At 43.7% G+C, this 12,211-nt stretch carries 12 protein-coding genes; 8 read left to right on the top strand and 4 right to left on the bottom strand.

All coding sequences use genetic code 11. The features are described from left to right. Positions 1-61: 61 nt before the first annotated feature. A complete protein-coding gene (menD, locus tag CYLST_RS23250) occupies positions 62-1,813 on the top strand; it encodes a 2-succinyl-5-enolpyruvyl-6-hydroxy-3-cyclohexene-1-carboxylic-acid synthase (protein ID WP_015210190.1) in 1,752 nt (583 codons plus the stop codon). Between the two features lie 278 nt (positions 1,814-2,091). Here menD and CYLST_RS23255 read toward each other — a convergent pair whose 3' ends face one another. Beyond that, positions 2,092-2,667 (bottom strand): hypothetical protein, encoded by a 576-nt coding sequence (locus CYLST_RS23255; protein ID WP_015210191.1) that lies wholly within the window; start codon positions 2,665-2,667, stop codon positions 2,092-2,094. Between the two features lie 511 nt (positions 2,668-3,178). On the opposite strand from CYLST_RS23255, the gene CYLST_RS23260 reads away from it, so the two are divergent. Continuing rightward, positions 3,179-3,523, top strand: a complete 345-nt coding sequence (locus CYLST_RS23260; protein ID WP_015210192.1) for an XRE family transcriptional regulator — start codon at positions 3,179-3,181, stop codon at positions 3,521-3,523. 44 nt (positions 3,524-3,567) lie between these two features. On the opposite strand, the gene CYLST_RS23265 is transcribed toward CYLST_RS23260, so the two are convergent. Further along, positions 3,568-4,392: a DUF2887 domain-containing protein gene (locus CYLST_RS23265; protein WP_015210193.1), complete on the bottom strand. Its 825-nt coding sequence runs from the start codon at positions 4,390-4,392 to the stop codon at positions 3,568-3,570. Between the two features lie 419 nt (positions 4,393-4,811). Between CYLST_RS23265 and menB the strand changes: the two genes are divergently transcribed. Then, a complete protein-coding gene (gene menB / locus CYLST_RS23270; protein ID WP_015210194.1) occupies positions 4,812-5,645 on the top strand; it encodes a 1,4-dihydroxy-2-naphthoyl-CoA synthase in 834 nt (277 codons plus the stop codon). A gap of 157 nt (positions 5,646-5,802) precedes the next feature. Here the strand turns inward: menB and CYLST_RS23275 are convergent, their stop codons facing one another. Next, positions 5,803-6,093, bottom strand: coding sequence for a hypothetical protein (locus tag CYLST_RS23275; protein WP_015210195.1), 291 nt, complete (start codon positions 6,091-6,093; stop codon positions 5,803-5,805). Positions 6,094-6,589: 496 nt separating this feature from the next. Then, entirely contained in the window at positions 6,590-7,147 is a 558-nt protein-coding gene (locus CYLST_RS23280) for a DciA family protein (protein ID WP_015210196.1), read from the bottom strand. Between the two features lie 125 nt (positions 7,148-7,272). Between CYLST_RS23280 and CYLST_RS23285 the strand changes: the two genes are divergently transcribed. The 5 genes from CYLST_RS23285 (at position 7,273) to CYLST_RS23305 (ending at position 12,137) form a co-directional block, all read left to right on the top strand. Continuing rightward, positions 7,273-8,556 carry a hypothetical protein gene (locus tag CYLST_RS23285; RefSeq protein WP_015210197.1) on the top strand — a complete coding sequence of 428 codons (1,284 nt, stop codon included), beginning with the start codon at positions 7,273-7,275 and terminating at the stop codon, positions 8,554-8,556. Positions 8,557-8,641: 85 nt separating this feature from the next. Beyond that, a complete protein-coding gene (locus CYLST_RS23290) occupies positions 8,642-9,361 on the top strand; it encodes a PspA/IM30 family protein (RefSeq protein ID WP_015210198.1) in 720 nt (239 codons plus the stop codon). Between the two features lie 168 nt (positions 9,362-9,529). After that, the gene (locus CYLST_RS23295) at positions 9,530-10,306 is read left to right on the top strand and encodes a PspA/IM30 family protein (protein WP_015210199.1); all 777 of its coding nucleotides are present in this window, start codon (positions 9,530-9,532) and stop codon (positions 10,304-10,306) included. A gap of 212 nt (positions 10,307-10,518) precedes the next feature. Continuing rightward, a complete protein-coding gene (locus tag CYLST_RS23300; protein ID WP_015210200.1) occupies positions 10,519-10,854 on the top strand; it encodes a thioredoxin family protein in 336 nt (111 codons plus the stop codon). A gap of 38 nt (positions 10,855-10,892) precedes the next feature. Continuing rightward, positions 10,893-12,137 (top strand): LL-diaminopimelate aminotransferase, encoded by a 1,245-nt coding sequence (locus tag CYLST_RS23305; RefSeq protein WP_041233852.1) that lies wholly within the window; start codon positions 10,893-10,895, stop codon positions 12,135-12,137. Positions 12,138-12,211: the final 74 nt, after the last annotated feature.

The following is a 12,211-nucleotide window of genomic DNA, read 5'->3' on the forward strand; positions in this document are numbered from 1 at the left end:
GTTTTAACGAATTTTCCTATACAAAATCTACAATTAGAAATTGTCTTCTCGCTTTGATTCAATGCAGATTGCTTTGAGGAATGTTAATCAGGTTTGGGCTTATATCTTGACACAGACGTTAAAGCGCTTGGGGTTGACTTGCGCCGTTATCTGTCCCGGTTCCCGTTCGACAGCTTTAACCGTCGCTTTTGCCCAACTTGTGCCTGATATTGAGGCGATTTCGATTCTCGATGAACGTTCCGCTGCCTTTTTTGCTTTGGGACAAGGGAAAGCCACGGGACGTCCTGTGGTGCTTGTTTGCACTTCTGGGACTGCGGGAGCGAACTTTTACCCAGCGGTAATTGAAGCTAAAGAAAGTCGTGTCCCTTTGTTGATTTTAACCGCCGATAGACCACAAGAATTGCGAGAATGTCACTCTGGGCAAACTATCGACCAGGTGAGATTGTATGGTAACTACCCAAATTGGCAAGCTGAGTTAGCTCTGCCATCCCTAGATATGGGAATTTTAGCGTATTTGAGACAAACGATAATTTATAGCTGGGAGCGTTGCCAAGCGCCTACAGGCGGGGCTGTACACTTAAATATTCCTTTTCGTGACCCCCTTGCACCGATACCTGATGTAAATGAAGCGTCTCTACAATTATTGCTTTCACAGTTTCAGCCTGAAGAGTTTTTTGCTGGTGTACCAATTACCGATTACCGATTACCGATTACCGATTACCGATTACCGAAAGAATGGAAAGATTGTAAACGCGGTTTGATTATCGCTGGAGTTGCCCAACCGCAACGACCACAGGAATATTGTAGTGCGATCGCTAAACTTTCCCAATCTCTCAACTGGCCGGTTTTAGCCGAGGGACTTTCCCCAGTGAGAAATTATGCAGAACTCAACCCCTACTTAATTTCTACCTATGATCTAATTTTGCGAAATCAGCAATTTGCAAAACAGCTAACACCAGAAATGGTAATTCAAATCGGGGAAATGCCCACAAGTAAAGAACTGCGTACTTGGATAAATGCCACACAACCCCGACGCTGGATAATCGACAACAGCGATCAAAATCTCGATCCTCTCCACGGGAGAACTACCCATTTACGGATATCTGTAGAAAATCTAGAGACTGAGAAACTGGAAATAACTAGAAACTGGGAATATTTGCAAAAATGGTGTGATGCTGAAACGAAAGTCAGAAAAAATATTGATGATACTTTTGAAAATATAGATAAATTAATTGAATGTAAAGCAGCTTGGTTAATTTCTCAAAATCTCCCACCAGAAACACCGCTGTTTATTTCCAATAGTATGCCGGTGCGGGATGTAGAATTTTTCTGGAAACCGAATAATTTAAAAGTGAAATCTTATTTTAACCGGGGTGCAAATGGCATTGATGGCACATTATCCACCGCTTTAGGAATAGCACATCGTCAGCAAAGCAGTGTTATGTTAACAGGAGATTTAGCTTTATTGCACGATACCAACGGTTTTTTAATTAGAAATAAATTTGTTGGACATCTGACGATTATCTTAATTAACAACAATGGCGGGGGAATTTTTGAAATGTTACCCATCGCCAATTTTGAACCACCTTTTGAAGAGTTTTTTGCCACTCCCCAAGATATTGATTTTGCTCTGTTATGCGCTACTTACAATGTGCAGCATGAATTGATAATTTCTTGGGAGCATTTACAGGAAAGATTAAACCCGCTACCAAAAACAGGTATTCGGGTTTTAGAGATAAGGACAAATCGCAAGTTAGATGCCAAGTGGAGAAAGGAGAATTTAGGTAACTTTTCGGTGGATATTGTGATTTAAGTATTCTCTGATAAGCATTAAAAGGAAAGGCTTTCACAGTAATGCTAGCAAGCTGACACACCAAAAATCGTGAGACAATCCAAACTAATATAGCAAACTAAAATAGCCACTGTTAATACCAGTGACTATTTTTATATTTAATACAAGGGATTAATTAATCTTTCTCAATTTCCGTAAAAAGATGGTCAACGCCAAGTACTCCCCCTACCTTGGGATCTTTCAGCAAAACTTGCCAATCTTCGTAGGTTCTAACTATCCCCGTACCAACCCTAATTTCTTCATGGGTTAATTGGCCTTGGGGTTCCCCAAAGATTTTCAAGATTTCTTGAAAATGCTGTAGCAGACTGGCGCGAAAATTTAAAAGCATGTACTTTTTCTCCAGGCCCTAGCTCTACAGTATTAACGTACTCCATTCGGGCCTTATCCTTATAGTATACAAAAGTTTTTGCCTTAGAGAACAGATATAATAATTTTTCCTCATCTCCTGAGCAACGTTGTAAAGCTAGGTCAGCACAGTACCAAAGTAACCATTTGCCAATTGGTTCCAGTAATCTATCAGCGTTTGAACCACGGCTAACTGGATTGGCTTCTAAAGTATCAATTAAGACAAGGCTTGGTTTGTCAAGATTTGGATGTATGGCAAATCTTACTAAGCCCCAAAGTTCTTTCCCTGTACTAAGTTTGACTATATTCATCTTTTCTGAATTACATGTTCTCCACAAATCTGTCCAGGGAAAAGTCCAATCTGTCGGCATATCTTCAGCTAGTGCTTGTGTTACAATACCAATTTGTTGCCTTATACCTAAGAATTTTACTGAAACTTCATATGACCCAATATTAATAGAATTGTTCATTAGTTATTTTCCTTCAATTCTATATAGATCATTCCATATTTAATTAATAAATTTATTACCGCTTAAAAAAAAATATTAGATTGTCGGCACAAAAAGCTTTGCACAAGATATTTACAGCAGTTTTTATTTAAAACATAAACATCCTTTTTTCCTCTCATCTGCGCCTCTGCGTGAAACTTACCCCCTTAGTTCACCTTGTAACTACCCTTCCAAATCAGCAAGAGTAGAAAAATCCAACAATGTCAAAGCTAACTCTTCCCTTATAAAGTAGGGGGCTTTCCTTTATCTGCGAGACGCTATTCGCGTTCAAGGATCTACAGTCTATAATAATTTTTAGGTATGTAGTCCGCGCAGGCGGACTTTGTTCCAGTATCCGCGACTTCTAGCCCGCCTTAGAATGAATTCTGAGTCTAATAGCGAAAGTCGTCTAAAGACGACTAAAATAAATTTTTAGCAGATGCATGATTTGACTCTCATCTTCAGGAATTTAAGGAAAAAGGAAAATGAAGGTATGGTAACAAAGCTGAGTGATATTATGGCAAAACTCCCACCAGCACGTCGAGCAAAAATTGAAGCTCGGACTCAGGAGCTTATTGCTGAAAACATGACGCTTCAAGATATTAGAAAAGCAAAAAAGTTAACTCAGGAGTCTATGGCGGAAATATTAGGAATTCGCCAAGATAGTGTCTCTCGGATGGAAAAACGTGCAGACTTACTGCTTTCTACATTGCGTAGTTACGTAAAAGCTATGGGAGGAGAGCTAAAACTTGTGGCAGAATTTCCTGATAGACCTCCTGTGATTATTTCTGCACTAGGAGAACTAGATGATCAAGCTTCTGAGATAAAAGTAAGATAAGCGATCGCTCCTCTCCTCAGCGCCTTTGCGCCTTTGCGCGAAACTTACCCCCTTACTTCCCCTCGTAACCACCCTTCCAAATCAGCAAGAGTAGAGAAATCCAACAAAGCATCACCTAAAGCTTCCAACCGTTCCACCGACAAAGCCTGAATTTGAGACAGAAGCGCGTCAGGAATTGCACCCACTCGTCGGCTTAACAGTCGTAAAATGACCTTTCTTTCTCCTTCTTCCTTCGCTTCTCGAATAGCCCGTGGTTCTTCCGTTATCAGTCCCAACATCGCTGCAATCTCCTCTCGACTCAGATTAGAAAACTTGTAGAAGATAATCGTCGTCACTAAATCTATTATTGCTTGTTCTGATTGTTGCTGTGCTTGTGCCAGCAAAAACCGCGCCGCTTCCATTGCTTCAGTTTCAGCGGTAATATTTGTCAGCAACATCAAACCCAATCCCAAAGGTTGTTGTCGCAAATCCCCCAACTCATCCAGATATACCCGCCGCACTTGTCCACTTTCCAGCGAACCCCGATGAATCCTTGTATTTGAGGGTTCAAGACTCCGAGAACCAAAAATTATCACCCCAAACCAGTCATCGTAACGGATAGAGTGGCGGTAGAGAAACAAAAACAACTCAGAAAAGAAGCGATGATACAGATCCTCATCCTTCTGAAACTGCACCTCAGCAAAAAATACCACCTGAGAAACTGCATTATCAGGAGGTAGAAACACCCCATCAATCCGAAACGCCGTTTCTTTCACTTCAACCGATTCAAACTGGTATCCTGCTGCTTCTGGGGGTGGTTCATCTACCAATTCAAATAGCAATCCCGGAAACTGCTTGAACAATTTGTAGAAGATGGTGTCACGTCGCATTGTCATTCCTCCACAGCGAGACAATTACCGCATTTTAAAGGCTGGAGATAGCACATATAGCGGTTTGCGTCTAATACAGACCTAACCCCCAACCCCTTCCCTATAAGGGAAGCTACCGTGTACACACATCTCTATACAAAACCAAAATCGTCGTAGATCCCCCTAAATCCCCCTTATAAAGGGGGACTTTAAGAGTTTCTTGCCTGCTTTGGAAAGGGGGGTTGGGGGGATCTCCACGGTAGATAAGGGAAGGGGAGCAAGATTCAAAGCCTCTCTCAAAAGTAGGAGAGAGGAATGTTCGTGAGGTCAAAATGTATTGAATACAAAAGAGAAATGCGATAACCGCCTTTGCGCGAAAGCGATCGCATTTTCCCCAAGACCGCGATAAAATTCTCAAGCACTACCGCGCAGTTATTCTCATGGAAACCAACTGGGAAACCGTCAAAACCTACGAAGACATCCTCTATCAAAAAACCGACGGTATCGCCAAAATCACCATTAACCGCCCCCATAAGCGCAACGCCTTTCGTCCCAAAACCGTCTTTGAACTGTACGCAGCTTTTTGTGATGCCCGTGAAGATTCTAAAATTGGTGTCATCCTTCTGACCGGCGCCGGACCCCACACTGATGGAAAATATGCCTTTTGTTCAGGAGGTGATCAAAGTGTGCGGGGACACGCCGGTTATGTTGACGATGATGGCACACCCCGCTTAAACGTGCTGGATTTGCAACGCCTGATTCGTTCTCTACCTAAAGTGGTAATTGCTTTAGTTGCCGGATATGCAATAGGTGGTGGTCATGTGCTGCACTTGATTTGTGACTTAACCATTGCCGCCGATAACGCCATTTTTGGACAAACAGGCCCGAAAGTAGGCAGTTTTGACGGTGGATTTGGTGCCAGCTATCTCGCCCGCATTGTCGGACAAAAAAAAGCGCGAGAAATTTGGTTTCTCTGTCGCCAATACAATGCCCAACAAGCTTTAGAAATGGGTTTAGTTAATACTGTCGTTCCAGTCGAACAACTAGAAGCGGAAGGGATACAATGGGCACAAGAAATTTTAGAAAAAAGTCCGATCGCGATTCGTTGTCTTAAATCAGCATTTAACGCTGACTGTGACGGACAAGCCGGTTTACAAGAACTCGCTGGTAACGCCACCCTACTGTATTACATGACCGAAGAGGGTTCTGAAGGCAAACAAGCCTTTCTCGAAAAGCGTCCCCCAAATTTTCGTGATTTCCCTTGGTTACCTTAAAAACGCCAAAATCGCACCTTGTTTAAGGGTGCGATTTTTAAAGATGTCAAAATTCACAGGACTAGAAATATTAACGGCTAATCTTATATTCAGCAAACTAAAAGTTGATTACAGTAATAATGCTTGGCTAAATTAGAACGGTCTTAACCTTCTCCGCTTACGAGTTACAGATAACTGTTTGTTCAATAGGGGCCAGTTGAAGATGATCTAAATCTGAATCACAAGCTAAAGAGTGAGAAGCAGCTAAAATTGGGGTTGCTACTGGCAGACTCCAAGCATCTTCTAAACTTTCCCAAGCAGGTGCAAAGGCTGGAAGCGCTAAGGAACAAGCTTTCCAACCTGCTTGCACTTGTGCGCCCAACTTCTGGCACATTCCACCACGACGACCCTCTGGCTGATAATGACGGCAATAACGACAGGCAGATGCTACTGGTTTAATGGGTTTCATGTGGGTAGATCTTTAGTGGTGTTGAGGGCTGAATCTTCACCTTTATATTTTGCTTCTATATCTAAATAGCCAGAAGAGGCAAAAAGCCATTAATTTCACTGGGTTGTAGCGATCCCCAGTAACAAATAAACTTTATGATGTTTTTATATTCTTGTTATATATGTAAATGATGGCTGAAGTGTTCACGCACTTCATCTTAGCCAAAAGTTATTAGGGATCAAGGTTAAAAGGCCATATTTAGATTTAACTGACTTTTTAAATTCCTTCTTAAGGTATCTCAAGCCACTGCCTCGTAGGTTAATTTATCTACATCACCAAGCAGAGGTGGAATAATATAGCAGACAATTATCCGAAATATTGGCAAAAAATTGCACGCTTTTGCGAAAAATTGCAAAGAAGTATGAAGTTAACACCTGATCTGTGATCTGACTTTTGCTGCTAAGTACTGAAACACCGACAAGGCAAGGATTTCAAATCGGCTGACTTGACATGAATCTTAAGAATTATTTGCTAATTGTTTAGCTGCACAGGGCGCACAGACGCGCCAGCGCTGGAGTTCACCGGGTGGGGTGGGACATTGACATCCAGGACAAAGGGGTAAATTATGCGATCGCCTTTGCATAGCCCTAGCCCAATCTTCAAATGCAGCATTTACGTTCTTCAGAGTGGGGATAACATCAGGGATAGAGCTACTCTGATCACCCAGGTAACTGGGATGTTCACGGGGCAAAATTGTTTGTTCCAGCTTTTGAGTCTCTGGGGGCAGTCGCCAATTAGCAGTAGAAAAACGGATATCCACCAAAGGCGTAGGTAGCTTTTGATTTAACTTTAAAAGTAAAGATTGGCGTCCAAAAGTCAGGTTTTGCGACCAAGCAGCGCTAGAAGTAGCTACCGACAAAACGTCGCGCTGAATCGACACTGGTCGCGCATGAGCCGCAACGACTGCCCCGACAATTTCCGCCCAACACTTGAGCAAAGATTGAAGTGGTGGCTCCTGCCATTTAGCCTGCTGTTCTAGACCGCCTAAAATATCATTAACTGATTTAAACGACATCTTGCTAAAGTGAGCAAAAAATAAGCTTGGTTCTAGGATCTATACTATTAGACAATTTTCGCCCTTTTTTTCCAAAAATATCTTTAAAGCAACTTCCAGCAATTTATGTTTGAGGCACACAAGCAATGAGTCAAAATCCCCTAATCGATTCTGGGACTCAATCGTCTAAAACACCAGGGTTAAAGCCCGCACTAGGGGCAGCACTGGCGAGTTTAGAAGTGCAGCTAGATCAAGAATTAACCCGATACCGACGCACACGCAGTAGATTCAGGACAGCAAACCAATCCCGTGGCGATAGTTACATTAATAGTCAACCCCAGCAGTTGACTGACATGAGTTTCACAGCAGGCAAAATTCTGTCACCAGTAGCAGAAAATCAAACTCCTGCGGCGAGTCTTGACAACTCTGCCCTAGCTATAAACAAGACTGAAAAACTGGATCATCTCCCAGTACCATCCCTGGACGCTTCTACCAAAACACAAACGCCCCCACCTCCACCTCCACCTCGACCAAAATCTAGCAGCAGCATAGTGCCTGCGGTGGTTAAGACTCCTGAAAAAGAAAATCTCCTACAGCCAGATAACGCCCCCAACCAGCCAGATGACTATTTAGAATCTAGTGAAGCACTGCTGCGAAGCTTGACAGAAGAACAACCAGAAACAAAAAAGCCAAGCAATACTAGTGACAGTCTGCTATCACCTTTGGGTATCGGTTCGATATTGCTGCTGTTAGTGGCAAGTCTTACCCTGGGCTACGTGGTGTTCAATCCCAAAAACTTGCCACAGTTGAAACTAGCCAATTTTTTTAGCAATAGTTCTTCTCCCACTCAGGATAATACCGAGGGAGTTACCAGTAATCCTCAACCGATAGATCAGCCAGAACTTACTTCTATACCCAAGTATCCCAATTTAGCAGCCAAAGAGTTTCCAGAAGTGAGAGACCCGTCGGATGTGGTGGGCTTAAAACCGAAAATCCAACCAACCTCCAGAGCAACGCCCAAATCACTCACTGTCCCACAACCGATCAATCAGACGGCAGTCCAACCTTTACTGCCCCTAAATCCAACGACAGTCCAACCTTTACCGCCTCTAAATCAGACGACAGTCCAACCTTTACCGCCTTTAAATCCAGTTCCCAATGCCACAGCAGAATCCTTAGGAACGCCAACTGCAAACCCACCACAGGTGAATTCAGAAATCAAACCGGCAGGAGATGGGTTTTATCATATAGTGATTGATAATCAAGGCGATCGCGCTTTAGCGGCTGCACGGCAAGTAGTTCCCGATGCTTATTTATCACGCAACCAAAAATATATTTATTTGGCGGCGATGAAGACTAAAGCGGAAGTTGAACAAAGGTTACAACAGTTACAGGCAAAGGGAGTTAAAGCACGCATCCAGCAGCCGTGAGGGGCAAAAATTTAAGATACCATGAGGTAAATATCGATAACGAGCCTCTGCCTATTGACTGGCACAAAGTGAATGGAGAGCAGATATGGAATTGATCAAGCGTATCCTGCGGGTGATTCGCGCTAACCTCAATAGTTTGGTAGCCAGTGCAGAAGATCCAGAAAAGATTCTGGAAAAAGCCTTTATGGAAATGCAGGAAAATTTGCTGCAATTGCGTTCGGGTGTAGCCGGGGCGATCGCTACCCAAAAACGCACAGAACGGCAGGCAGCGGCGGCACAGGGACAAGCTGAGGAATGGTATCGCCGCGCCCAATTGGCACTGCAACAAGGTAACGAGGTTCTCGCACGGGTTGCTCTCACCAAACGCCAAGCTTACAAAGAAACCGCTTCAGCGCTCTCGAACCAGATAGAACAGCAAAATGATGTGGTGGTTAAGCTAAAACAGGATATGCGATCGCTAGAATTGAAAATTACCGAGGTGAGAACCAAAAAAGATATGTACATCGCTCGTGCTCGTTCTGCCGAGGCGTCTTATCGACTCCAGGAAATGCTAAGTGGCGTTTCTGCCACCACTAGCTTGGGCGCTTTTGAGCGGATGGAAGAAAAGGTTTTGCAAATAGAAGCGAAATCAGAAGCAATTTCTCAACTTGGGAGCGATGATCTGGAACAACGATTTACCTCCCTAGAATCTACTAATAATATTGATGCTGAACTGGCAACAATGAAGACTCAAGTTATCAACCAGGACAGTCTTCTCCAAGAAGGTAACCAAAGTAGCCAAAAGCAGTTACCCAATACTCAATAGCTTTGAGGTTGGCGTAATTACAGTAGCTTGGTCAGATCTTCACAATTCAAAATCAGCAGGAGATAACGATCTAAACTGGAAAGATGGCAGAAAAATAGGTAGTTATTAAACAGTAAAAAAGTTAATTGCCCAGCAAAGCGCGTAAACCACCAAAGGAATAACACAGTTATGGGATTATTTGATCGTATTAAGCGTGTAGTTAGTGCTAACCTCAACGACCTGGTCAATAAAGCAGAAGACCCGGAAAAAATGCTAGATCAAGCCGTCCTGGAAATGCAGGAAGACTTGGTTCAGCTGCGTCAGGGAGTTGCCCAGACCATTGCTGCCCAAAAACGCACCGAGAAACAGTACAACGATGCCCAAAACGAAATCAATAAATGGCAACGTAATGCTCAACTAGCCATCCAAAAAGGTGATGAAAACCTAGCACGGCAAGCCTTGGAGCGCAAGAAGACTTTTACAGAAACCGGCACAGCACTCAAAGCCAGCCTAGATCAGCAAATTACTCAGGTAGAAACCCTCAAGCGCAACTTAATCCAGCTGGAGAGCAAGATTTCTGAGGCCAAGACCAAGAAAGAAATGCTCAAAGCCCGGATTACTACTGCCAAAGCTCAAGAGCAACTCCAAGGCATGGTGAAGGGGATGAATACCAGCAGCGCTATGTCTGCTTTTGAGCGGATGGAAGAAAAAGTCTTGATCCAAGAATCCCGGGCCCAGGCGGCAGGAGAGTTAGCGGGTGCAGATTTAGAAACCCAATTTGCTCGTTTGGAATCTGGCAGCGATGTAGATGATGAATTGGCAGCTTTAAAGGCAAGTATGCTACCCCCAGCAACTCCCATAAATCAAGGACAACTGCCACCGTCGCCACCAACAGCTACGGCTAAACCGTCTGAACCAGTTGATTCTGACTTGGAGAAGCTCAAGAGAGAATTGGATCAACTTTAACCTTTGCAGACAAATAAGAAACTGCTGATCCCACGCCTCTCGGTTGTGGGATTTCGCATCTTTTTGTCTTTTGTCTGTTCTTGCCAATGACTAATGACCAATGACCAATGACCAATGACTAATGACCAATGACTAATGACCACTAGCTCCCAGATTGGGATAGAGTATTGTGTGTGCCAAAGAAAGAGCGATGCCACCTCATGGAGAGTGTAATGAGTAAGGGTGCAATCACCATAACTGATGCTGAGTTTGAAACCGAAGTGTTGACAGCCGATCTGCCAGTATTGGTTTACTTTTGGGCTTCTTGGTGTGGCCCTTGTCAATTGATGTCGCCAGCGATTAACTTAGCTGCTACTAAATATAGCGATCGCCTCAAAATCGTCAAAATGGAAATCGACCCTAACCCACTGACTGTAAAACAGTACCAAGTGGAAGGTGTCCCGGCTCTCAGGCTAATTAAAAATAACTTAATTTTAGAATCCATTGAGGGCGTCATTAGCAAAGACAAATTACTCAGTCTCCTAGATCAACACTTAAACAGTAATTAGTCTAACTAATGACTAATGACCAATGACTAATGACTAATATGCAGTTTGCGAAACGTTTACAACCCCTGCAATCTAATGTCTTTGCTGATATGGACAGAGCCAAGGCAGTGGCTTTGGCCAATGGAAGGCAGTTAATTGATTTGTCCCTGGGGTCTTCTGATTTGCCAGCGGAGGCTCATGTAATTGAGGCGATCGCCAAATCTCTCCATGACCCCAGTACCCACGGCTATTTGTTATTTAACGGGACTAAAGGCTTCCGCCAAGCCGCAGCCGACTGGTACGAGCAAAAATTCGGCATCAAAGTCAATCCAGAAACCGAAGTTTTACCCCTGATTGGTTCCCAAGAAGGTACAGCCCATTTACCCCTAGCAGTCCTTAATCCAGGAGATTTTGCCCTGCTGCTAGATCCAGGCTACCCCTCCCACGCCGGGGGCGTACATTTAGCTAGTGGTCAAATCTACGCAATGCCGATACTGGCAGAAAATGATTTTTTACCAGTGTTAAGTGATATTCCAACCGCTGTCTTGGCTCAATCGCGGCTGATGGTGTTAAGCTACCCGCACAATCCCACATCCGCGATCGCTCCTTTATCTTTCTTCCAAGAAGCCGTAGCCTTTTGTCAGCAACATCATCTCGTTTTGGTTCACGATTTCCCCTACGTAGATTTAGTGTTCGCAGCGACTGGGGACTCATTGCTGGAGCAGGGGAAAAATTCTGACCAATTACCAATTACCAATTACCAATTACCAATTACCAATACCCTCGTTCCCTCAATTTTGCAAGCTGATCCAGAAAAAAGCGTCTCAATTGAATTTTTTACCCTGTCCAAGTCTTATAATATGGGCGGTTTTCGCATTGGTTATGCGATCGGCAATGCTCAATTGATTCACGCTTTACGTCAAGTAAAAGCCGCCGTTGATTTTAATCAATATCAGGGAATTTTGAATGGTGCGATCGCCGCACTCACCGGACCCCAAGCTGGCGTAACCGCTGCTGTCGCTACCTTCCGCCAACGCCGCGATGTTTTCATTACCGCTTTACACCGCATTGGCTGGAAAGTCCCCAAACCCGAAGCCACAATGTACATTTGGGCAAAATTGCCCGAACCTTGGCACCAAAACTCTATAGAATTTTGTCAACAGCTAGTCAAAAAAACCGGTGTAGCCGCTTCCCCCGGTGCAGGATTTGGTAAATCTGGAGAAGGGTATGTTCGCTTTGCTTTGGTACACGAGCCATCTGTGTTAGAAACCGCTGTAGAGCGAATTGCTGAGTTTCTTAGTTAACTATCATCAACACCTTTTACTAGATTTTAGCCTAGAAGGTGTTGTCAGTCAGTATGATGTTTATTTACTGGAGT

This window comes from Cylindrospermum stagnale PCC 7417, from assembly GCF_000317535.1.
GTDB classification, from domain to species: domain Bacteria; phylum Cyanobacteriota; class Cyanobacteriia; order Cyanobacteriales; family Nostocaceae; genus Cylindrospermum; species Cylindrospermum stagnale.